Below are 20,139 nucleotides of genomic sequence, written 5' to 3'. Positions count from 1 at the left end.
CACCGCGCTGCTGGCGGAAATGCTGCTCAGCACCGCCGGCTGAGCTCACTGGTCGCGTCAGCTGGCGGCGGTGCCTGAACTGGCGCTACCAGCATGGGCCACGGCGGCGGCTGGCTGGCGTTGCTCCAGGCGGTAGCGCTCGCCGGCCCTTGAATCGATCAGCCGGCACCCCTCGGACAGCATCGCCGCCGCGGCCTGCAGCGATCCCCTTAGCCAGAGCAGCCGGTTCAGGGCACCCTCAAAGCGCACATCCCCGCCGGTGGTGCTCACCAGCACGGTGAGAGGCTTGAAACGCTCCACCAGCTGGGGCAGCACCTGCTGGCCCTTCACGAACGCCCCCACCAGCGGCAGACCCAGATCCACCACAGGCGTGATCACGGCGTCCAGCGGCTGCTCCGGCAGGCTGGGATCAAGAAACCCATGCGGTTCCAGGTAGAGACGGCCGCCTGGATGGTCGAACAGGTAGCCGTTTTCCGGCTGCGGCACAGGAGCCCCCTGCGAAGCCGTGAGGCGCAGCTGCTCGTGGCAGTGGCTTTCGCCGTGCGCCAGGGCGGTGAGCTGGGTGAAGCCAAGCGCACGCGCCCGGGCCACCGCCGCGGGAGACCCCACCACCGGAGTGGTCGGCGGGAGCAGCGCCAGGCTGGCGGGATGGCAATGGTCGGGCAGCCCCTGGGTGAGCACCAGCAGATCGACCGGCAAGGGAGCGGGACGCTCCTGCGGCAACTCGCCACGGAAAAACCAGGGGCCAGGTGGAAACTCCAGGGGGCCGGTGAGCCAGGGATCCACCAGCACGCGCAGGGCACCGAACTCCAGCAACCAGCCATTGGCACCGAGATAGGTGGCATGCAGGGCCATGCAGGCGGGCGAGCGGCTGGCCCCGGACGCTAGACGCCTTGCCAGCGCAGGCGCGAGGGGCGCCCACCAGATGCCGCGGGAGCGGGGCGGACCAGTTGCCACAGCAGCACGGCATGGGCGCTGAAGCGCACCGCGCTGAACACCGCCAGAGCGACGCAGAGGGGGCAGTGGGTAAGTCCCATGCGAAAGCGGGAAGTCCCCCCACCCTGGCACCGCTTGGTCTCGGTTGGTGGTGGATGGGTTGGGGCGCACAGCTTTGCAACCCTTCCGGCGGCAACCGGCCGGCCCGGCCGGCGCGACTCGGCCTGTGCGAGCGGGGCACGGACTGTTGGAATGAGGGGGTGCGTCAGGCCGCGCCAGGCGCGGTGGCAGATCCTGTGTTGCGGCTCAGCGAAGTCAAGCTCCCTCTCGATCACGGGGAGGAGGATCTGCGCCAGGCAATCCTGCGGCGGCTGGGGCTTCCCGCGGCCGCTCTGCTCGGCCACCGGGTGGTGAAGCGCAGCGTGGATGCCCGCAGCAAGGCGGAGATCCGCTTCAGCTACAGCGTGGATCTGGAGCTGGCCGACGAGAAACCGCTGCTGCGTCGCTTCCGCAACGATCCGCATCTGCGGCCCACCCCGGACACCACCTACCGCTTCGTGGGCAAGGCTGACGCCGCCGACCTCCAGGATCGCCCGATCGTGATCGGCGCCGGTCCCTGTGGCTATTTCGCGGCCCTGCTGCTGGCCCAGATGGGCTTTCGGCCGCTGCTGCTGGAGCGCGGCAAACCGGTGAAGGAACGCACTGCCGATGCCTTCGGCTTCTGGCGACATCAGCGTCCGTTCGACCCGGAATCCAATGTGCAGTTCGGCGAGGGTGGCGCCGGCACCTTCTCCGACGGCAAGCTCTACAGCCAGGTGCGTGATCCCCTGCACCACGGGCGCAAGGTGCTGGAGGAGCTGGTGGCCTGCGGAGCGAATGCGGAGATTCTCACCCTGCAGCGCCCCCATATCGGCACCTTCAAGCTGGCCACCGTGGTGCGTGGGCTGCGGGCCCGCATTGAGGCGCTGGGGGGTGAGATCCGCTTCCAGAGCCGCGTCGATCGCCTCGTGCTGGAGCCCTGTGACGGTGAGGGTGGCAGGCAGCAGCGCATCTCTGGGGTGGTGCTGGCCGATGGTTCCGTGCTGCCGGCCCACCACGTGGTGCTGGCGGTGGGACACAGCGCCCGGGACACCTTCGCGATGCTGGAGGCTGTGGGGGTGGCGATCGAAGCCAAGCCTTTTTCGATCGGCGTGCGGATCGAGCACCCCCAGGAGCTGATCGATCGGGCCCGCTGGGGGCCCTTCGCCGGTCACCGGCGTCTTGGACCAGCCGAATACAAGCTGGTGCATCACGGCAGCGCCGGCCGCAGCGTCTACAGCTTCTGCATGTGCCCCGGCGGGCTCGTGGTGGCCGCCGCCTCGGAGCCGGGCCACGTGGTGACCAACGGCATGAGCCAGCACTCCCGCAACGAACGGAACGCCAACAGCGCCATCGTTGTGACGGTAGGCCTCGAAGACCTGGCGCCCTATGGCAAGGCGCCCGGCGACCCCCTGGCGGGGGTCGCGTTTCAGCGCCACTGGGAGGCGGCGGCCTTCCGCGCGGCGGGCTCCACCTACCACGCCCCCGCCCAGCGCCTGGGCGATTTCTTGGCCAGCGGAGCGGAAGAGATCGACCAGACCGTTGCTCCTTCTGCCCCGGATTCTCACCCGCCTGGCCCGGCGTCTGGCCTGTCGGCGACGGCCCCCCAGCCCTCCTACGCGCCGGGGGTGCGCTACGGCGATCTGCGCGGCTGCCTGCCCCCGTTCGCCGTGCAGGCGCTGATGGAGGCCCTGCCGGCGTTCGAGCGTTCCATTCCCGGCTTTGCGGCACCCGAGGCCGTCATGACCGGGGTGGAAACGCGCACCTCATCGCCAGTTCGAATTCCCCGATTGGATGATTTCCAAAGCCTCAACATTGCGGGGCTCTTCCCGGCAGGGGAAGGGGCTGGTTACGCCGGGGGGATCCTCTCTGCGGCAATCGACGGCATCAAAGTGGCCGAAGCCGTTGCGCTCACTCGTCTTCGTCGTCGGAGCCCAGCGGGATGAGTCGGATCTGCTTGCGCCCCAGCTTGATCTCGAAATCATCCCCCGGTTTCAGGTCGAGCAGGGCGGTATAGGCCTTGCCAACCATCAGGTTGCCGTTGAACTGAACCTTTGTGGTGAAACTCAGCTTGCGACCGCCTTTTCCTACCTTTGGATTGGCCCCGAAATCCACCCCCTTGGCATTGAGCAGTGCCTCGTAGAAGGCTGTGAAATTCAGGCGCTCACTATCGTTCTTCTTTGTGGAGACATAGCCGCAGGCCCGCACGATGTCGGATTTGCTTGCATCCCCCATCTCCTTGACTTTGGCGAGAAGGTCGGCGCCACTCAACATTGGCCTTTCACCCAGAACCTTCTCATTATCTGATAAACGTTTGTTTGATGCAAGGGTTTTTGCGGTCCTTCAGGGCGCATCGACCACCTCATCTGGTCATGCTCATCGCTATCTCGCCCATGCACCGTAAGGATTCGCGGCTGGTGGTTCCCATGCCCCACGCTGTGGCTTGTCGTTTCCCCCTCGAGTTTGACCCGCACGATCATCTGGTTCCGCCGTGATCTGCGTTGCAGCGATCACCAGCCGCTGCTGGAGGCCAGCCGCCTCGGCACGGTGCTGCCGTTGTTCGTTCTGGACCGTCAGCTCCTGTTTCATCCGGAAACCGGTGTGGCCCGCGTTGCTTTCCTGCTGGCCACGCTGCAGGCCTTCGACCAAGACCTGCGGCGACGGGGCGGCCGCTTGCTGGTGCGTTTCGGTGATCCGGCCGCTGAGCTGCTGCGGCTGGTGCGGGAGGGCGGCGCCACTGGCGTGATGGCCCACACCGATAGCGAGCGGATCGTGGGGCGTGTGCGTGACGCCCGGGTCAATCGCCTGCTGGCCGCCGCCGCTGTGCCGATCCGCTGGGTCGAGCCGGTGGGAGCAGTGGACGCCTTGGTTCCCTATCCCCGTTATCGCCAGCTCTGGCAGCAGGCAGTGGCCCGCACGCCCCTACCGGCGCCCAGGCAGTTGATGGTGCCGGCTCCAGCCGATCCCGACCGGCCTACCGATCCCGCCGATCCGCTCGCGGATCTGCCGGTACCCAGCCTTGAAGCGCTGGGGCTGCAGCCCGATGGCAAACCGCTGCCGCCGGCCGGTAGCGCGGCGGCCCAGTCCCTGCTGCGCACCTTCCTCGAAGGTCCGGCGGCTCAGACCTACTACTGGGAGCTGAGCGTGCCCTCGGCCAGGGTCACCAGCGGCCTCAGTCCCCATCTCAAGTTCGGCGTGCTGAGCCCGCGCCAGGTGGTGGCCCGGCTGGGCCCCCTGGTCGCTCACCCTGACGATCGCCGGCAGCGCAGTGCCCGGCAGCTGATCAGCCGCCTGCGCTGGGGCACATCGATGGCCCAACGCTTCCGCTACCTGCCTCAGCTGGAGCTGCGCTCCCTCTGGCGCTGCTTCGATCAGGAACCCTGGCCGTTCAACGAGGAGCTTTATGCCGCTTGGAAAGAGGGGCGCACCGGTTTTCCCATGGTTGACGCCGCTGCCCGCTGCCTGCGCGGTTCAGGCGGCTGGCAGGAGCTGAACTTCCGCAGCCGGGCGATCTATGCCAGCTTCCTGGCCAATCTCTGCGGCATCGACTGGCGCTTCGGGGCCCTGCACTTCATGCGCCACCTGATCGATGGCGATTGCCCGATCGATCACTACCAGTGGGCGATGCAGGCCGGTGTCACCCAGCGGGAGGTGCAGGCCTGGACCCGCATCTATCACCCGGGGGCGGTGGCGGTGCAGCGCTGCGATCCCCAGGGGCTGTTCATCCGCCGCTGGCTGCCCGAGCTGGCCGAGCTCACCAATGACCAGCTGGCCTGTCCGCCGCCGATGGCGGCTTACCCTGCCCCGATCCTGAGCTACGAGCAGGCCCGTCGCGAGCGGATCCGCCAGCTGGCGGCACGGCGCGAGGCGGCGGATCCGGCCTTGAACCCCGCCCGACAGATGGCGGCGATGCCGGGCCAGCCGGTGCCCTTCGGGGCCGATCGCCTCCCTGCGGCGGTGGTGGCCTGGGCCCAGCAGGAGCGGGCCGAGCTGTTCCCGCCACCGCTGGAGCTCGCCGCACTCGACCCACCAGCGCAGGTTGCGCTCGAGAGCTGGTTTCGCCCTGGGGTGCGGCCGGGCCCCACGCGCCCGGCGGCTGCGTCGCGCCACCGGCGTGGCTCGAGCGGCCGGGTCAATCCCGATCAGCTGGAGCTGTGGCCGTAGCCCTGGCGGGCCACCTGCCCGTGCCGGCCAGGTCTAGCCCTGGGACACGATGCCGCTCCACTGCACCGCCTTCACCTGGTCCCGGCGCCAGGAGTGAAACAGCAGCGGCTCCGAGCTGGTGCAGAGCGGGCAGACACTGATCTGCTCGTCATGCAGTCCGGCCGCACGCAACTGGGCAGCGGTGGCGCGGCGGATGTCGAGGCGGTCGTGATCGGGGTGGGCATCGGCCTGGCGGGCACCGGCTTGCGCCAGCTGCTCAAGGGCTGTCTCGCTGGGCCAGGGAGCAGGAGAGACCGCTGCGGCCACCTGCAGGGAGACGGAGCGGTGCACCTGGTAAGCCGGGCCGCTGATGGCCGGGCCCAGGGCCACCCGCAGGTCGTGGCGCCGGCTGCCGTCGGCTTCAAGCCGCTCGATCGCCGCCGGCACGATCCGCCCCGCCACCCCCCGCCAGCCGGCGTGGCAGGCTGCCACCCGACCGCTGCCCAGATCGGCGATCAGCACGGGCGTGCAATCGGCGCCGCACACCCACAGGCTCTGGCCGCCCGCATCGCTCACCAGCCCATCAGCCTCGGGCCAGGGCTCGGCGATCGCCGCCGCGGCAGGCACCACCGCTGCGCCGTGAATCTGACGGGTGCGGTGAACGCTGACCCCGGCGCTGATGAAGCCGGCCAACTCGTGGGGCCCCCGGCCACTCCACTGGCGGCTGAAGAAGCCGTGCTCGAAGCCGGAGAGCAGATCGGCCTGCAGGTAATAGCCCCCGTAGGTGCCCACCCACGTCCAGCCGGCGAGGGCATTGAAGCCCACGTCTGTGCGATCAAAGGGGGGCGTGGTGGCTTCGGCCATGGAGTGGCGCTCAGCCGGCAGGGAGATCGCGCAGCAGCCAGAAGCCTTCGAACCGCTCTGAGCGCTCGTCGCTCTGGATGGCGAGGAACTGCAACCCACCGGCCTCGTCCCGGGCGGCCACGAAGGCCTGTTGGGCGGCTTCCGCCTCGGCCGGGTCCAGGCGACCCAGCAGCCAGCTGTTCTCCAGCCCCGCCTCCAGCACCAGTGCGCCCGCATCGAGACGCAGGCGCACGGGCTCAAGCCCGGCCACCCAGCCGGCGATCGCCAGGGAGCGTCGGGCACTGAACACCCGGATGCCAGGTACGGATGCCGTGTCGCTGAGCTGGGCGGGCAGGGGCACCAGCCCATCGAAGCCCACGTCCCAGCCGGCGGCTTCGCGCAGGTCGGCCACGCTGAGGGTGGCCCAGCTCCAGCTGTCGCCGCGCACCGCTTCCGGCAGCAGCATGGCCGGCGCCTGGGGCGGCAGCGGGGCAGGCGCCAGCGGACCTGCCATAAAGCCCTCCTCCATGGCATATACCTGCTGCTCCCGCTCCTGCAGCCACTCGATCAGCGCGTAGCAACGCCGGCTCGGCACGGTTTCAAGGCCGATGGCGTCGGCGGCACGCTGCACCATGGTGCGCATCGAGGCGCGCCAGCACCGCAACCGGCGCGGCGCTGCCAGGCCCTCGGCGGCGGCGGCGGTGAGGGCCTCGGCCAGCGCCTCCTGCAGCCAGATCGAATTCACGCTGGTGGCCGGACAGACCTTGACCCACCGGAACGCCGACCGGGAGTTCCCAAAGGCCGGGGTGCTGCAGATCAGCAACTCCCAGCGCTTCTTGCCATCGGCCTCGAGCACGGGCCTGGAGTAGTAGTCGAGTTCCCAGTCGGCGCTGGGTGCTGCGGTGGCAGGACCGCTCATTCCGGCGCCTGCTCCTGCTGCCGCAGGGTGAGGCGGGCCCGGTTGGCTCGATCGCCTGCTTCCAGCAGCACCTGTTCCTTGTTGATCAGCAGTTCACCCGGCTGGTTTTCCAGCAGGGCGGTGTTGAGGGCAATGCGGCCGCGGCCGGGGTCCACGGAGGTGACGATTGCCTGGACCCGATCGCCCTGATCGAACACCTCGCGCAGTTCGCGCAGGGTGCCGCCGGTGATGCACGACTGGTGCAGCAGGCCGCTCACCCCGCCGAGATCCACGAACAGGCCATAGGGCTTGACGGCCACCACCTGACCCTCCACCAGCTGGCCCACTTCGATTTCGGAGAAGCGGGCCGCTGTGGAGGCGCGCTTCTCGGAGAGAACCAGCTTGCGGTTGTCGGGACTCACCTCCAGGAAGGCGGCGCCAAGGGTCTTGCCCACCAGCTGCTCGTGGTTTTCGCCGTCCTGGAGCTGGGAGCGGGGGATGAAGGCACGTAGGCCCTCGAGGTCGCAGGTGACACCGCCGCGGTTGAAGCCGGTCACCTTGACCTGCACGACCTTGCCCTCCTTCTCCATCTGGCGCACCTTTTCCCAGCTCTGGCGCAGAGCGAGGGCGCGGGCGCTGATCGTGACCATGCCATCGGCGTTCTGCTCGCGGGTGACGAGCACCTCCACCGCCAGGCCTTTGGGGAAGCGTTCCTTGATGTTGGTGATCACACCGAGGCCGCATTCGCTCTTGGGCATGAAGCCCGGCGCCTTACCGCCGATGTCCACATACACCCCATCGCTTTCGACGCCGATCACAACCCCGGGCACCACCTCGCCGGAAACGCCCACCGGCTCGTTTTCGTCAAGTGCGGCAAGGAAGGCTTCTTCGTCGAAATCGAAATCGTCCACCTGACGGGCCGGCGCCGCCGGCTGGCCGGGCGCCGCTGCTGCCGAAGGCGCTGTTTTGCGTGCCGCTTTGCGGCCGGTTTCCGGGGCGGGCCCCAGCAGATCGGCCATCGTCAGGCCTTCGAGGCTGGCGGTCTCGAAGCGGTCGTCGTCGGAGATGGCGGCGGCTTCCGGGGCCAGGGGCGCCGGCCGCACGGTCATGGGAGCAGCCACCGGTGTGGGCGGATCAGCGGCGATCGGGGCACTGGTGTCGGCCACCGGCTCGTCGTCCTTGCGGCTGATGTGCAACACCTGCGGAGGCTTGCGCACCGGAGCGCCTGCGGGTTGCCGCGGCGCCGTTGGGGGCACGGGACGCCGGCTTCCTTCCCGGGGCTGTCGCGGCTGCTGGTTGCCGGAGCCGGCCATGGTCCAAGGGAGCACACAGTTGCCCACTGTAAGGATCAGGGCCGAACACAAGGGTTGGGTGATGGAGCGAGCGCTGGAACGGCTCAGCTGGCCTCAGGTGCGTGCGGCGGCGAGTCGCCCGGGAAGCACCGTGCTCTGGCCCTTCGGCGCCGTCGAGCAGCACGGTCCTCACCTGCCGCTCGGCACCGATGCTCTCTTCGCCGATCGGGTGGCCGATGCCGTGCTTGCCCGCCTGGCGGACGATCTGCCGATCTGGCGGCTGCCGGTGTCCTGGTTCGGCTTCTCACCTGAACACGCTGCCTTCCCCGGTACCTGCAGCCTGCCGGCTGAGCTGCTGATCGCCCAGGTGATGACGATCGGTGCCCAGCTGGCGGCCGCCGGCTTTCAGCGCCTTGTGCTCTTCAACGCCCACGGCGGCCAGATCGCCCTGCTGCAGGTGGCTGCCCGCCAGCTGCGCGCCGCCCATCCGGCACTGGCGGTGCTGCCCTGTTTCCTCTGGAGCGGTCCGGAAGGGATCGGCGCCCTGCTGCCTGAACCCGAACGCAGCGATGGTCTGCACGCCGGCCTGGCGGAAACCAGCCTCATGCTGCACCTGCAGCCGCAGTGGGTGGGGCCCGAGCGCCCCTGCGACGGTCAGTTGCAGCCCCCACCCCCCAGCGGCTGGAGCCTGGAGGGCGCCGTGCCCTACGCCTGGCTCACGGCGGATGTGTCGGCCACGGGGGTGGTGGGCGATGCACGCGGCGCCAGCGCCGCCCTCGGCGAGCAACTGTTCGAGCGGCTGGTGGCGGGCTGGTGTCAGCGGCTGGAATCCCTGCTGGCCAGCCCGTGGCCACCGCGTGGGCGCTTACGCAGCGATTGAACGGCGGCAGACCAGAGATGGCCGGCGGTGGTTACAGTCGAAGTCTTCACGATTTGTCCTCGATGCCTGCGCTCGACACTCCGGCGGCCAGCCTTGACGTTCAGACGTCATCCCTTGGAGCCGGCGAGGAGGCCGGGGCCGATCTTGCCGGACTGCCGGACTTCACCACCGACCTCTACAAAGACGCTTACAGCCGCATCAACGCGATTGTGATCGAGGGTGAGCAGGAAGCCCACGACAACTACATCTCCCTTGGGACCCTGCTTCCCGATGAGGCGGAGGAACTGGCCCGCCTGGCGCGGATGGAGCTGAAGCACATGAAGGGCTTCCAGGCCTGTGCCCGCAATCTGAGCGTCACGGCAGACATGCCCTTCGCCAAGAGCTTCTTCCTGCCGCTGCACGGCAACTTCCAGGCGGCCCTGGCTGAAGGCAAGGTGGTGACCTGTCTGCTGATTCAGGCCCTGCTGATTGAAGCCTTCGCTATCTCGGCCTATCACATTTATATTCCGGTCGCTGATCCTTTCGCCCGCAAGATCACTGAGGGTGTGGTGCGAGATGAATACACCCACCTGAACTACGGCCAGGAGTGGCTGAAAGCCAACCTTGAAGCCTCCCGCGCTGAGCTTGAGCAAGCCAACCGCGACAATCTCCCTCTCGTGCGCCGCATGCTCGAAGAGGTTGCTGGTGATGCAGCCGTGCTCGGCATGGAGAAAGAAAGCCTGATCGAAGATTTCCTGATCGCCTACCAGGAAGCGCTCACCGAGATCGGCTTCTCCACCCGCGAGATCGCCCGCATGGCCGCTGCCGCCCTGATCGGCTGATTCAAGGAGGGGGTCTGGTGGCTGGATCGGGGTTCGGCCCTCCGTCTGTACATGGACCCTGCAGCTGCCTCGGTTTGCAACCGCCGATGTAGCGTGCGCAACCCTGTGGCCCCCGCCACCTTCCCCTCAGCCTGAGGGTACGCATCTCCCATGTTCGGTCTGATCGGTCACTCCAGCAGCTTCGAAGAGGCGCGTCGCAAGGCCGGAGCTCTCGGCTACGACGAGTTCGCCGCCGGCGATCTGGACGTGTGGTGCAGCGCGCCGCCTCAGCTGCTGGAAACGGTCAGTGTCACCAGCCTCACGGGCAAAACCATCCAAGGGGTCTACATCGACTCCTGCTTCGTGCCGGAGATGCTGAGCCGCTTCAAGACGGCCACGCGCAAAGTTCAGAACGCCATGGAGCTCGCCCAGAAGAGCGGCATTGCGATCACGGCGCTGGGCGGCTTCACCTCGATCATCTTCGAGAACTTCGATCTCTCCAAGTTTCAGCAGATTCGCTCCACCACCCTGGAGTGGGAGCGTTTCACCACTGGAAACACCCACACCGCCTGGGTGATCTGCCGCCAGGTAGAAACCAACGCTCCGCATCTCGGCATTGATCTCTCCACCGCCAAGGTGGCGGTGGTGGGCGCCACCGGCGACATCGGCAGTGGGGTGTGCCGCTGGCTGAGCCAGCGCACCGGCGTGGGTGAGCTCCTGCTGGTGGCCCGGCAGCGTCAACGCCTGCTGGATCTGCAGAGCGAGCTCGGAGGCGGCCGCATTCTTCCGCTTGAAGACGCCCTGGCAGAGGCGAATGTGGTGGTCTGGGTTGCCAGCCTGCCGCAGACGCTCACGATCGATCGTGAGCGTCTGCAGCACCCCTGTCTAATGATTGATGGCGGCTACCCAAAGAACCTCGACACCAAGGCGGCCGGTGATGGTGTGCACGTGCTAAAAGGTGGCGTGGTGGAGTTCTTCAACGACATCGACTGGCAGATGATGGAAGTTGCCGAAATGGAGAATCCCAAGCGCCAGATGTTTGCCTGTTTTGCAGAGGCGATGCTGCTGGAATTCGAAGGCTGGCATACCAACTTCAGCTGGGGCCGCAACAACATCAGCGTCGAGTCGATGGAACAGATTGGCAACGCGTCCCTCCGCCATGGCTTCCAACCGCTCGGCCTCGAGCCGGTGGTCCCGCAGCCGCTGGCCGCCGCCGTCGCCTGACCCTTTCGGCTCGCTACTCCCGCCTCCCCCCCCACCCCATGGCCCGACGCCGCGAGGACATCTTCAGCGCCCTCACTCCGGCGCAGAAGATCCAGGTGGCCCGCCACCCGCAGCGTCCCAGCACCCTGGATTACATCCAGGTGATCACCGATGAGTGGCTGGAGCTGCATGGCGATCGCCGGGGCTCCGACGACCAGGCTCTGGTGGGTGGAGTCGGCCGCATCGGCGATCAGCCCGTGGTGCTGATCGGCCATCAGAAGGGCCGCGACACCAAGGAGAACGTGGCCCGCAACTTCGGGATGGCTTCCCCTGGCGGCTATCGCAAGGCGATGCGGCTGATGGAGCACGCCGATCGTTTCCGGCTGCCGATCCTCACTTTCATCGACACTCCAGGCGCCTATGCAGGGGTTCTGGCCGAGGAGCTCGGCCAGGGGGAAGCGATCGCCGTCAATCTGCGCGAGATGTTCCGGCTGCGGGTGCCGGTGATCGCCACCGTGATCGGTGAAGGTGGCTCCGGTGGTGCGTTGGGCATCGGCGTGGCCGATCGGCTGCTGATGTTCGAGCACAGCGTCTATACCGTGGCTAGCCCTGAGGCCTGCGCGTCCATCCTCTGGCGTGATGCGGCCAAAGCCCCTGTCGCTGCCACCGCCTTGAAGATCACGGCAGCGGATCTGCTGCAACTCGGGTTGATCGATGTTGTGCTCAATGAGCCCTCAGGCGGGAATCACTGGGGGCCGATGCAGGCGGCGGACACACTCCGCAGCGCCTTGATCGAGCAGTTGGCCGTACTGGGCCAGCTCAGCGAGGCGGAGCTTCTGCAACAGCGCTACGACAAGTTCCGTCGCATGGGACGGGTGCTCGGTGCCGGTACCACGGATTCCACCGTGGGTTCTTAGGGTTTCAGCAGGAGCGGTTTCGGTTTGCCGTCGGTTTTGATCACGGGTGCCTCCAGGGGCATCGGAGCTGCTGCAGCTCGCTCCTTTGCCGGCGCTGGCTGGGATCTGCTGCTGATGGCACGCACGCTCCAGGATCTGGAAGCCGTGGCTGAGCCCTTCCGGCAAAAGGGAAGGCAGGTGGGCATCGCCACCGTGGATTTTGCTGATCCCAGGGCCATCGCGCCGGCCATCGCCGCACTGCTGGCAAGCCACGCGGCGCCGAACGTGTTGATCAACAACGCTGGCGCGGCTTACACCGGCGAACTTGCCGCCATGACACTGGAGCACTGGCAATGGTTGTGGCAGTTGAATCTCACCAGCGTCTTCCAGGTCTGCCAGTCGGTGCTTCCCGCCATGCGTCAGATCGGTGGGGGACAGATCATCAACGTGAGCAGCCACGCAGCCCGCCGCGCCTTCCCCGAGTGGGGCGCCTATTGCGCCACCAAGGCAGCGCTTGAATCGTTCAGCCGCTGCCTCGCCGAAGAGGAACGTAGCCATGGCATCCGGGTGAGCACGCTCACCCTCGGTGCCGTGGATACCCCCCTGTGGGGGACGGAAACCGTCCACGCTTCCTTCGATCGGCGTGCCATGCTTTCAGCAGATCAGGCCGCTGAAGCTCTGCTGTATCTGGCCCAGCAGCCTCCGTCTCAACTGGTGGAGGATCTCACCCTGATGCCCGCAACTGGTGTTCTTTGAGTCTTCCATGACCTCCACATTTTCCTCCACCCCGCTGGATCGTGCCCTTACGCCTGAAGTGGGTCCGGCACCTGTAAGCTTGCGCATTCGTGAGCGCCTGCAGCAGGCCGGGGTCTCCTTCTTCGCTAATGACAACCTGGCCGATCATCTCCAAGAGGGGGAGCTTGAGCAGCTCGAGATCGAGGTGGCAGGAAAAGTGCGCGAGATGTTGCGTAGTCTGGTGATCGATATCGATAACGACCACAACACCGAGGAAACGGCAGAGCGTGTCGCTCGCATGTACCTACACGAGGTGTTCAAAGGCCGCTATCACAAGCAGCCCAAGATTGCCAGCTTCCCCAACGTCAAAAAGCTCGACGAGATCTACACTGTCGGCCCGATCTCGGTGCGTTCGGCTTGCTCCCATCACCTGGTTCCGATTCTTGGCAGCTGCTGGATCGGCATCAAGCCAGGCGATCGGGTGATCGGCCTCTCCAAATTCGCTCGTGTGGCCGATTGGGTGTTCTCCCGTCCCCACATCCAGGAGGAGGCCGTGATGATCCTGGCCGATGAGATCGAGCGTCTCTGCCAGCCCCAGGGTCTGGCGATCCTGGTGAAGGCACAGCACTACTGCATGAAGTGGCGCGGCGTCAAGGAGCCCCAGACCAGCATGGTGAACTCCGTGGTGCGCGGCGATTTTCGCCACGATCCCAGCTTGAAGCAGGAATTCTTTGAGCTGGTGAAGCAGCAGGAGTCAATGCTCACCAGCTGAGCTCAGATCATTGGCCCAAGGGGCCGAGTGGGGGCGACGCTTCGCGTTTCACCTGCCCGTTTTCCGTGGTTACAGCCACCACCATCAGCAAGCTGCCTGCATCAGCCGGCTTGATGGTGTATGCGCCTCCCTGCGCTCCGGGAATCAGGATCCAGGTACTCTCCCCCGGCCGCTTCACGTACCAGTGGAACTCCGGGGTGCTGAGGGTGGCCAGGGTGGTGGCAATCAGCTGGGCAGTCAGCACGGATCCAATGGCGGTTTCCCCCTGCAGCAGCAACTGGCTGAGTCCTGTGATCTGCTGATCCACAACCCCTTCCATGGCCGTGTCGGCGCTGATCTGACCCTGCATGATCTGGATCTGCTGCTCAGGCGTTGTGGTCAGCCCAGGCACGCACTGCAGGTCGGCGCCCACCAACCGGCAGCCAGCGATCATGCCCTGTGCCACGGCCGCCTGACTCCCGGTCAGGGCCGTCAGCAGCAGCAGCGGGGCCAGTGAAAACGATGGAATGGGTCTCAAGGGGAAGGGGGGATGGCTACCCCGTGATGCTCGCCCGCTTTGGGGCCAACCGCCAGCATCAGCTCCCGCCTGCTGCGTTTCCGCTTCCCTTCACGGCCTCCACCAGAGCTGCCACCCGGGCCAGGTCCTTGTCCCCCGGTGCGATTTCCACCCCACTGGACGCATCAAGACCGTCGGGCTGAAGCTGCTCCAGCACCTCACCCACGTTGCCCGGACTCAGCCCCCCCGCCAACCACCAGGGGCAGCCGGGGGCAAACCCTTCCAGCCAGGCAACCGGCAGGCGGCGGCCGCTGCCGCCCAGTTGATCCGGCACCCAGGCATCGAGCAGCAGGGCGGCCACCACCTCGCTGTAGTCCTCGGCCCGCTGCAGATCCCCCGGGCTGCGAATCCGCAGCGCCTTCCACACCTGGCACTCAAGCGTTTCGCTGAGCATCCGGCAGCGCTCGGGTGTCTCGTTGCCGTGCAGCTGCAGCAATTGATGTCCGCCGATGAGGGGATCCAGCTGCTCCTGGATCGCGTCCTCGGGATCGGCCACCACCAGCACCCCCAGGCAGGCGGGATTGGCCTGGCGTGCGGCGCTGAACACCGCAGCGCGCTGCTGGGGCTCCAGCCACCGTGGTGACCCAGGCACCGCGATCACACCGATCGCCTCCACCCCCAACGCCGCCACGGCGTACGCCTGGTCCGGGCTGCGAAGTCCGCAGATCTTGAGAAGTGGGGTCATCGCAGCCTGCCCATCCGCCAGGTTTCTAGGATCGGGCTTCGACGGCCTTGGGTCAGCCCTGGGGCACTACTGGATAACGGCGTGGGCGAGGGTTGGATGTTGTTCAAGATCCGCGGCATCCCGCTGCGGATCCATCCCAGCTGGTTCATCGTGCTGGGTCTGGCCACGGCAGGCTTCCAACAGCAGTATTCCGTCTCCCTGGTGGGGCGCGCCTCCCCAGTGGCGTTGTGGCTGCTGGCCTCTGCAACGGCTGTGCTGCTGTTCGTATCGGTGCTGCTCCACGAGCTGGGGCATTCGCTGGTGGCGATCGCTCACGGCGTCAAGGTGCGCAGCATCACACTCTTCCTGCTCGGTGGGGTGGCCACCGTGGAGCGGGAATGCAGCACCGCGATCGGTGCCCTTCAGGTGGCGGCTGCCGGACCGTTCGTGAGTCTGATCCTGGCGGGGCTGCTGCTGGCGGGGGCCCATCCGGCTGCCCATCTGTCGCCCCTGCTGGGCGAGATGGTCACCCAGCTCGGGGTGCTCAACCTGATCCTGGCGCTGTTCAATCTGCTGCCTGGGCTGCCGCTGGACGGCGGCCTGATCGTCAAGGCGCTGGTGTGGCAGTTCACCGGCAGCCAGCGGCGCGGCATTCAGGTGGCGGCGGCGATCGGCCGTTTCCTCTCCCTGATGGCGGTGGGCATGGGCACCCTGCTGGTGCTGCGAGGGGGAGGTTTCGGGGCGTTCTGGTTGATTGTGCTGGGCTGGTTTGGTCTTGGTGCCTCCCGCAATCAGCTGCAGTTGCTCTCGTTGCAGCAGGCCCTGCGCGATCTCAAGGTGAGTGAAGCAGCCCGGCGTCGTTTTCGGGTGCTCGAGTCCAGCTGCTCGTTGCGGGAGCTCAGCCAGCTGCGCCGCAAGGAGGAAACGATCCAACCGGCCGATTGGGTCCTGATCTGTGAGCAGGGCCGTTGGCAGGGCGTGATCAACGACGACCCCCTCCAGTCGTTGCCTGTTCAGCGCTGGGATCAGGAACGGGTGGGCGACCACCAGCAGCCCCTCTCCACGCTCCCCTCGATCCGGGAGGACGCTCCCCTCTGGCAGGCCGCCGTCCAACTGGATGAGCCCGGCGTCGATCGCTTGCTGGTGCTGGGGGTCTCCGGCCTGCCCACTGGCACGATCGAGCGGCCTGAGCTTTCTGAAGTCGTGCTCAAGCGTCTGGGGGTACGCCTGCCTCCGGCGCTGCTTGAGGCGGCCCGTCGTCAGGGCACTTACCCGCTCGGTATGGCCATCGCTCAGGTGGCCCGCGGCATGGCGTTGGAATCGGCCGGCGGTGACGTGCCGCGCTGAGGCCCATCCCTCACCACCACGGCCGCCTCCGCCCCCTTCGCCTCAGCCGCCTTCCGACCGCTGCCGCCACAGCGCACGGCGAAGTTGCCGCGGCGCTGCTCCACCTCGTCCCATTCCCTGCGGCTGAGCGGCCGGCTGCTCCAGCTGCCGCCCAGATCCTGCTGGGCGGCTTGCCGCAGGCCCTCGATCAGCGCCTCACCCTCCACCGGCAGTGGGGCCAGCGCGGCCGGGGGCTCCTGCCCGAACACCTCCAGCCAGCGGGTGCTTGTGGGCCGCAGCAGCAGCGTGCCGTGCTGCAGCAGGTGCCCACGCCGCCAGAGCTGGGCGCTGCCCACCCGCTTGGCCCCAGTCGCCTCCACCAGGTCGGCCGCCGTGCTCGTGGCGAAACAGCTGCTGCGCTGACGGCTGGCGGCCTGCTGCCCGGGGTGAAGGGGATGGCCCCACCCCGCCAGTGCCTGCCGCAACCACTGGACGGCGCGGCAGTAGGTCTGGGCGCGGCTTCCGCTGGCCGCTGGCCAGTGCAGCGCGTAGGTGAGGCAGCCGTCATGCAGCACGGCTCTCCCGCCGCTGGGGCGTCGCACCATGGACAGGAGGCCGGCATCCACAAGCGCCTGCCAGTGGGGTTCCAGCCGGTGCTGGTGGTGCCCCAAGGACAAGGTCGGCCGGTCCCAGTGGTAAAGACGCAGCACCCCCTGGCCAGAACCCTGCACCAGGCCGTCGAGCAGCAGATCATCGATAGCCATCTGGCGATCACCGCTGCTGGTCAGGGGCGGGATCCAGCGCCAATGCGTGGGCAGGGTGGGCGTCAGGGAAGATGCAGGGGCCAGTGGCTGGGCGTCAGGGCGTCACCATGCTGATCGACCTGCTGGCACTTCTGCCCCTGCTGCTGATGGGGGTGGTGGCCGGGTTGCTGTCGGGCCTGCTCGGCATCGGTGGCGGGCTGGTATACGCTCCGATGCTGCTGCTGGCCGGTCTGCCGCCGCATGAGGCCCTGGCCACCAGCACCGTGGCGATCGTGCCCACCACCTTGGGTGGCACCTGGTCGCATCTGCGGCAGGGCCACCTCGCCGTTCGGCCCTGCCTGGCGATCGGCGTGGCGGCGGCCGTCAGCGGCGTCGCGTTCAGCCGCCTGGGCGGGCTGCTGCAGGGCTGGCACCTGCTGGCCCTGCAGGCGCTGATGTACGCCGTGCTGGCCCTCACGATCGAACCCCGTCGGGGGGCGGCAGCCGGCGCAGAGGAGCCACCCGTTCCCCTGCCAGGGCTGGTGGCGGTGGGAGGGCTGGCTGGCTTTGCCGGGGGCCTGCTCGGTGTGGGCGGCGGGCTGATGATGGTGCCGCTGATGGTGAAGGGCCTGAGGATGCCGTTGCATGCGGCCATCCGGCTCAGCACCCTGGCAGTGCTCTGCTCCGCCTCGGCCGCCTCGGTGGAGTTGCTCTCCGGTGGGCGTGCCGATGCGGTGATGGCCCTGTTGCTTGGGGGCTCAGCCGCCATGGCCGCCCGCTGGTCGGCGGCGCGGCTGGACAAGGTGAGCGAGGCCCGCCTGGTGCTGATGCTGCGCACGATCACGGTGGCGCTGGCACTGGATAGCGGACGGCGCGGCTTGCAGTTGCTGCTCGCCTGAGGCTTCAGTGCTCCGGCAGTGCGGCCCAGAAGGCTGGGTCGAGATCAAAGCCGAGCACTGCCGCCATCTGACCCAGACCCTGGCGGCAGTGCAGGTCGTGCCGGCGGCTCCAGTCGTCGAGCAGAAAAAGCCGGTGCGTGATCCAGAGCTCCAGGCTTTCCGGTGCGAAGCGAATCCCCTCGTTGCGGCTGAAGCCGTGGGGCAACAGCATGGCCACGTGCCGGCACAGCTGGCCGCTGCCGCGATCAAGCACGAACGGCAGCCAGGGATTCAGGGCGTCGGCCCGCAGGTTCCAGAGCCGCACTTCCGGCACTTCCGACAGCTCGCGCGGATCTTCCTGGGGACGGGGCCACTCAAAGCTGAGCTGCAGGCTGCCCGCCTGCTCGATCAGCTGGGCGGCGGAGAGCGAACTCCAGGCCATCAGGGGTGAGGTGTCGAGGGCCCGAATCTGATCGGCGGAGATGGGCAGCAGGGAGGGAACGGAGGAGATCAAGAGCTGTGACAGCCCAACGGTTGGGTCGGGCCCATGGCAGGGTTGAGCCAACAATGGTGGCGTCAAACGCTTGTTTTCGTCGGCCATGGTCACCTCTCTGAGCCAGGTTGAAGTTCTGATCGCGCTGGTTGTGGCGGCCCACGCCGGCGTGCTGGCCATCCGTCTGAGCGTCAGCCTCTACAACTCCTGAAGCTTCAGGCCTTGGCAGGGGGCGTTCCGCCTGCTACAAGACGGCAACCCCTGCGCCGCCCCCATTGGCTTCCGCCCTGCGCTCCCGTCAGGCTCCCACCGACAGCCCGCGCCGGGCCAGCCGTGCCAAGCCTCCTGCAGGGGGAAAAGATCTCCCTCGCATTGGCCACGGACGATCTGCCGCCCCAGCCGGGGTTGTCACCCGCCTGAGCTCCGCCGCCTCCAGCACCACCGCAGACCTGCACCCCGACGGCTGGCAGGCCTCGAGTGAACGCCAGGAGCTTCTCTGCAGCGTGATCGGCCTGGCGGTGAAGCTGGGCTTTGGCCTGCTCGCCTCTGTGAGCCTGGTGCACCTGGCTGGGGCTTACCAGCAGCGGCTTGACAGCCACGGCGAAATCAGCGCCATTCTCGATATCGAAAAAAATAAACTCCGCAAAGTTCAGCAACGCTTCGATCAGCTCTTTTCCAAGGACGGCGAACAGCGTTTGATTCGTGAGCAGGATCAATGGATCGCTCCCAATCGGCTGCGGATCGTCTGGGAAGATTCCCAGCTCAAGAATTCATCAGCCGCCCAGTCCACACCGGCGTCGAAGCCCGCTCCAGCAGGCGGTTGACCCTGCTTCCTCCCTTCCCCTGGGGCGCTCGTTGCGCGTTTCCTTCTGTTGAATCTCGCCGGTAAAGCCCCGGAGACCTGAGGCTCCCTCCTTAGGTTGAGGCGCACCGCGTCCCTTCAACCCATGGCGACAGAGCAGACCTCCGCCTCTTCAACGGCCGGTACCGCAGTCACCACCGGCCAGCCCGGCACGGTGATGGTCACAGGTGCGTCGTCGGGCGTGGGTCTTTATGCCGCCAAGGCACTGGTGGACTGCGGCTGGCAAGTGGTGATGGCCTGCCGCGACACCGCCAAGGCCCGCGCGGCCGCCACGGCTCTGGGCCTTCCGGAGGCCAGCCTCACCCACCTGCAGGTGGACCTCGGCGATCTCGACAGCGTGAGGGGGCTGGTGCAGGCGTTCCGTGCCACCGGGCGGCCGCTCGATGCACTGGTGTGCAATGCGGCCGTGTACCTGCCACTGCTCAAGCAGCCGCTGCGTTCGCCCCAGGGCTACGAGCTCTCGATGGCCACCAACCATCTGGGCCACTTCCTGCTGATTCAACTGTTGCTCGAGGATCTGCAGCGCTCCACCCATCCGTCGCGTCGCCTGGTGATCCTGGGCACGGTCACGGCGAACTCCAAGGAGCTGGGCGGCAAGATCCCGATTCCGGCGCCGGCAGATCTGGGCGATCTCTCCGGCTTCAAGGCAGGGTTCAAGGCCCCGATCACCATGGCCGGCGGCAAGCCGTTCAAGCCGGGCAAGGCCTACAAGGACAGCAAGCTCTGCAACATGATCACCACCCAGGAGCTGCACCGGCGCTTGCACGAACGCACCGGCATCGTGTTCAGTTCGCTCTATCCGGGGTGTGTGGCGGATACGCCGCTGTTCCGCAACAGCTATCCCCTTTTTCAGAAGATATTCCCCTGGTTTCAGAAAAACATCACCGGCGGCTATGTCAGCCAGGAGCTGGCCGGCGTCAGGGTGGCACAGGTGGTGGCCGATCCAGCCTTCGCCGTGTCCGGTGCCCACTGGAGCTGGGGCAACCGGCAGAAGCAGGGTGGCAAGCAGTTCGTGCAGGAGCTCTCGGAGAAAGCCAGCGATCCCGCCATCGCTGCCCAGACCTGGGACCTTTCCCTGCAACTGGTGGGCCTGAGCTGAGCCGTCGCCGGCCAGCCCCTCTTCGCTTTCTTTCCCTGATTC

Annotated in this window: 23 protein-coding genes; 13 read left to right on the top strand and 10 right to left on the bottom strand. The window is 67.2% G+C overall.

Annotation, left to right across the window (positions count from 1 at the left end; translation table 11 throughout):
- Nucleotides 1-57: 57 nt before the first annotated feature.
- Entirely contained in the window at nucleotides 58-855 is a 798-nt protein-coding gene (locus ACXMDP_RS12280; protein ID WP_259730788.1) for an MBL fold metallo-hydrolase, read from the bottom strand.
- A gap of 29 nt (nucleotides 856-884) precedes the next feature.
- On the bottom strand, nucleotides 885-1,037 hold the full coding sequence (locus ACXMDP_RS12275; protein ID WP_198948298.1) for a hypothetical protein: 153 nt from the start codon (nucleotides 1,035-1,037) through the stop codon (nucleotides 885-887).
- A 195-nt stretch (nucleotides 1,038-1,232) separates the two neighbouring features.
- Between ACXMDP_RS12275 and ACXMDP_RS12270 the strand changes: the two genes are divergently transcribed.
- Entirely contained in the window at nucleotides 1,233-2,960 is a 1,728-nt protein-coding gene (locus ACXMDP_RS12270; RefSeq protein WP_259730853.1) for an NAD(P)/FAD-dependent oxidoreductase, read from the top strand.
- Here ACXMDP_RS12270 and ACXMDP_RS12265 read toward each other — a convergent pair.
- Nucleotides 2,926-3,288, bottom strand: coding sequence for an AbrB family transcriptional regulator (locus tag ACXMDP_RS12265; RefSeq protein ID WP_094513159.1), 363 nt, complete (start codon nucleotides 3,286-3,288; stop codon nucleotides 2,926-2,928). The two genes, ACXMDP_RS12270 and ACXMDP_RS12265, sit on opposite strands and share 35 nt — an antisense overlap.
- A 189-nt stretch (nucleotides 3,289-3,477) precedes the next feature.
- On the opposite strand from ACXMDP_RS12265, the gene ACXMDP_RS12260 reads away from it, so the two are divergent.
- The gene (locus tag ACXMDP_RS12260) at nucleotides 3,478-5,178 is read left to right on the top strand and encodes an FAD-binding domain-containing protein (RefSeq protein WP_259730789.1); all 1,701 of its coding nucleotides are present in this window, start codon (nucleotides 3,478-3,480) and stop codon (nucleotides 5,176-5,178) included.
- Nucleotides 5,179-5,211: 33 nt separating this feature from the next.
- Here the strand turns inward: ACXMDP_RS12260 and pgeF are convergent, their stop codons facing one another.
- The 3 genes from pgeF to ACXMDP_RS12245 are packed head-to-tail and all read right to left on the bottom strand — an operon-like array spanning nucleotide 5,212 to nucleotide 8,211.
- On the bottom strand, nucleotides 5,212-6,021 hold the full coding sequence (pgeF, locus tag ACXMDP_RS12255; protein ID WP_259730790.1) for a peptidoglycan editing factor PgeF: 810 nt from the start codon (nucleotides 6,019-6,021) through the stop codon (nucleotides 5,212-5,214).
- A 10-nt stretch (nucleotides 6,022-6,031) separates the two neighbouring features.
- On the bottom strand, nucleotides 6,032-6,919 hold the full coding sequence (locus ACXMDP_RS12250; protein WP_094513170.1) for a Tab2 family RNA-binding protein: 888 nt from the start codon (nucleotides 6,917-6,919) through the stop codon (nucleotides 6,032-6,034).
- Nucleotides 6,916-8,211 carry a S1 RNA-binding domain-containing protein gene (locus ACXMDP_RS12245; protein ID WP_259730791.1) on the bottom strand — a complete coding sequence of 432 codons (1,296 nt, stop codon included), beginning with the start codon at nucleotides 8,209-8,211 and terminating at the stop codon, nucleotides 6,916-6,918. The genes ACXMDP_RS12250 and ACXMDP_RS12245 overlap by 4 nt, the downstream gene beginning before the upstream one ends.
- Nucleotides 8,212-8,272: 61 nt before the next feature.
- Here ACXMDP_RS12245 and ACXMDP_RS12240 point away from each other — a divergent pair, with 61 nt between their 5' ends.
- From ACXMDP_RS12240 to folE, 6 genes are all read left to right on the top strand, one after another.
- Entirely contained in the window at nucleotides 8,273-9,070 is a 798-nt protein-coding gene (locus ACXMDP_RS12240) for a creatininase family protein (protein ID WP_094513176.1), read from the top strand.
- 62 nt (nucleotides 9,071-9,132) lie between these two features.
- A complete protein-coding gene (locus ACXMDP_RS12235) occupies nucleotides 9,133-9,891 on the top strand; it encodes an aldehyde oxygenase (deformylating) (RefSeq protein ID WP_094513179.1) in 759 nt (252 codons plus the stop codon).
- A 150-nt stretch (nucleotides 9,892-10,041) separates the two neighbouring features.
- On the top strand, nucleotides 10,042-11,094 hold the full coding sequence (locus tag ACXMDP_RS12230; RefSeq protein WP_255141138.1) for a long-chain acyl-[acyl-carrier-protein] reductase: 1,053 nt from the start codon (nucleotides 10,042-10,044) through the stop codon (nucleotides 11,092-11,094).
- Nucleotides 11,095-11,132: 38 nt separating this feature from the next.
- Nucleotides 11,133-11,990 (top strand): acetyl-CoA carboxylase carboxyltransferase subunit alpha, encoded by an 858-nt coding sequence (locus ACXMDP_RS12225; protein ID WP_457766930.1) that lies wholly within the window; start codon nucleotides 11,133-11,135, stop codon nucleotides 11,988-11,990.
- Nucleotides 11,991-12,014: 24 nt separating this feature from the next.
- Nucleotides 12,015-12,725 carry an SDR family oxidoreductase gene (locus tag ACXMDP_RS12220; protein WP_259730792.1) on the top strand — a complete coding sequence of 237 codons (711 nt, stop codon included), beginning with the start codon at nucleotides 12,015-12,017 and terminating at the stop codon, nucleotides 12,723-12,725.
- Nucleotides 12,726-12,732: 7 nt separating this feature from the next.
- Nucleotides 12,733-13,476, top strand: a complete 744-nt coding sequence (gene folE / locus ACXMDP_RS12215) for a GTP cyclohydrolase I (RefSeq protein ID WP_094513189.1) — start codon at nucleotides 12,733-12,735, stop codon at nucleotides 13,474-13,476.
- A 7-nt stretch (nucleotides 13,477-13,483) separates the two neighbouring features.
- Here the strand turns inward: folE and ACXMDP_RS12210 are convergent, their stop codons facing one another.
- A complete protein-coding gene (locus tag ACXMDP_RS12210) occupies nucleotides 13,484-13,993 on the bottom strand; it encodes a hypothetical protein (RefSeq protein ID WP_259730793.1) in 510 nt (169 codons plus the stop codon).
- Between the two features lie 58 nt (nucleotides 13,994-14,051).
- Entirely contained in the window at nucleotides 14,052-14,717 is a 666-nt protein-coding gene (locus tag ACXMDP_RS12205; RefSeq protein WP_259730794.1) for a phosphoribosylanthranilate isomerase, read from the bottom strand.
- 81 nt (nucleotides 14,718-14,798) lie between these two features.
- On the opposite strand from ACXMDP_RS12205, the gene ACXMDP_RS12200 reads away from it, so the two are divergent.
- Nucleotides 14,799-16,043: a site-2 protease family protein gene (locus tag ACXMDP_RS12200; protein ID WP_094513196.1), complete on the top strand. Its 1,245-nt coding sequence runs from the start codon at nucleotides 14,799-14,801 to the stop codon at nucleotides 16,041-16,043.
- Here ACXMDP_RS12200 and ACXMDP_RS12195 read toward each other — a convergent pair.
- Nucleotides 15,989-16,786: a lipoate--protein ligase family protein gene (locus tag ACXMDP_RS12195; RefSeq protein WP_259730795.1), complete on the bottom strand. Its 798-nt coding sequence runs from the start codon at nucleotides 16,784-16,786 to the stop codon at nucleotides 15,989-15,991. The two genes, ACXMDP_RS12200 and ACXMDP_RS12195, sit on opposite strands and share 55 nt — an antisense overlap.
- 107 nt (nucleotides 16,787-16,893) lie before the next feature.
- Between ACXMDP_RS12195 and ACXMDP_RS12190 the strand changes: the two genes are divergently transcribed.
- Nucleotides 16,894-17,664: a sulfite exporter TauE/SafE family protein gene (locus ACXMDP_RS12190; protein WP_259730796.1), complete on the top strand. Its 771-nt coding sequence runs from the start codon at nucleotides 16,894-16,896 to the stop codon at nucleotides 17,662-17,664.
- A gap of 4 nt (nucleotides 17,665-17,668) precedes the next feature.
- Here the strand turns inward: ACXMDP_RS12190 and ACXMDP_RS12185 are convergent, their stop codons facing one another.
- A complete protein-coding gene (locus ACXMDP_RS12185; protein WP_457767228.1) occupies nucleotides 17,669-18,085 on the bottom strand; it encodes a CRR6 family NdhI maturation factor in 417 nt (138 codons plus the stop codon).
- Between the two features lie 157 nt (nucleotides 18,086-18,242).
- On the opposite strand from ACXMDP_RS12185, the gene psaM reads away from it, so the two are divergent.
- From psaM to ACXMDP_RS12170, 3 genes are all read left to right on the top strand, one after another.
- Nucleotides 18,243-18,347: a photosystem I reaction center subunit XII gene (psaM, locus tag ACXMDP_RS12180; RefSeq protein ID WP_094513206.1), complete on the top strand. Its 105-nt coding sequence runs from the start codon at nucleotides 18,243-18,245 to the stop codon at nucleotides 18,345-18,347.
- Between the two features lie 292 nt (nucleotides 18,348-18,639).
- Complete coding sequence (locus ACXMDP_RS12175) at nucleotides 18,640-18,960, top strand: hypothetical protein (RefSeq protein WP_233133039.1); 321 nt, start codon at nucleotides 18,640-18,642, stop codon at nucleotides 18,958-18,960.
- A gap of 123 nt (nucleotides 18,961-19,083) precedes the next feature.
- Nucleotides 19,084-20,097 carry a protochlorophyllide reductase gene (locus tag ACXMDP_RS12170; RefSeq protein ID WP_399233907.1) on the top strand — a complete coding sequence of 338 codons (1,014 nt, stop codon included), beginning with the start codon at nucleotides 19,084-19,086 and terminating at the stop codon, nucleotides 20,095-20,097.
- The last annotated feature ends 42 nt before the right edge of the window (nucleotides 20,098-20,139 follow it).

The sequence above is a fragment of the Cyanobium sp. ULC065 genome (assembly GCF_977927515.1).
The sequence above is the reverse complement of the archived record's forward strand: the minus strand, read 5'-3'. Positions and strand labels throughout refer to the sequence as shown.

Coding starts and splice junctions, on each gene's coding strand:
- ACXMDP_RS12265 (WP_094513159.1), bottom strand. CDS start 3,288: ATGTTGAGTGGCGCCGACCTTCTCGCCAAAGTCAAGGAGATGGGGGAT.
- ACXMDP_RS12245 (WP_259730791.1), bottom strand. CDS start 8,211: ATGGCCGGCTCCGGCAACCAGCAGCCGCGACAGCCCCGGGAAGGAAGC.
- ACXMDP_RS12185 (WP_457767228.1), bottom strand. CDS start 18,085: ATGGCCTGGAGTTCGCTCTCCGCCGCCCAGCTGATCGAGCAGGCGGGC.
- ACXMDP_RS12190 (WP_259730796.1), top strand. CDS start 16,894: ATGCTGATCGACCTGCTGGCACTTCTGCCCCTGCTGCTGATGGGGGTG.
- ACXMDP_RS12230 (WP_255141138.1), top strand. CDS start 10,042: ATGTTCGGTCTGATCGGTCACTCCAGCAGCTTCGAAGAGGCGCGTCGC.
- ACXMDP_RS12250 (WP_094513170.1), bottom strand. CDS start 6,919: ATGAGCGGTCCTGCCACCGCAGCACCCAGCGCCGACTGGGAACTCGAC.
- psaM (WP_094513206.1), top strand. CDS start 18,243: ATGGTCACCTCTCTGAGCCAGGTTGAAGTTCTGATCGCGCTGGTTGTG.
- ACXMDP_RS12235 (WP_094513179.1), top strand. CDS start 9,133: ATGCCTGCGCTCGACACTCCGGCGGCCAGCCTTGACGTTCAGACGTCA.
- ACXMDP_RS12225 (WP_457766930.1), top strand. CDS start 11,133: ATGGCCCGACGCCGCGAGGACATCTTCAGCGCCCTCACTCCGGCGCAG.
- ACXMDP_RS12195 (WP_259730795.1), bottom strand. CDS start 16,786: ATGGCTATCGATGATCTGCTGCTCGACGGCCTGGTGCAGGGTTCTGGC.
- ACXMDP_RS12275 (WP_198948298.1), bottom strand. CDS start 1,037: ATGGGACTTACCCACTGCCCCCTCTGCGTCGCTCTGGCGGTGTTCAGC.
- ACXMDP_RS12280 (WP_259730788.1), bottom strand. CDS start 855: ATGGCCCTGCATGCCACCTATCTCGGTGCCAATGGCTGGTTGCTGGAG.
- folE (WP_094513189.1), top strand. CDS start 12,733: ATGACCTCCACATTTTCCTCCACCCCGCTGGATCGTGCCCTTACGCCT.
- ACXMDP_RS12170 (WP_399233907.1), top strand. CDS start 19,084: ATGGCGACAGAGCAGACCTCCGCCTCTTCAACGGCCGGTACCGCAGTC.
- pgeF (WP_259730790.1), bottom strand. CDS start 6,021: ATGGCCGAAGCCACCACGCCCCCCTTTGATCGCACAGACGTGGGCTTC.
- ACXMDP_RS12205 (WP_259730794.1), bottom strand. CDS start 14,717: ATGACCCCACTTCTCAAGATCTGCGGACTTCGCAGCCCGGACCAGGCG.
- ACXMDP_RS12240 (WP_094513176.1), top strand. CDS start 8,273: ATGGAGCGAGCGCTGGAACGGCTCAGCTGGCCTCAGGTGCGTGCGGCG.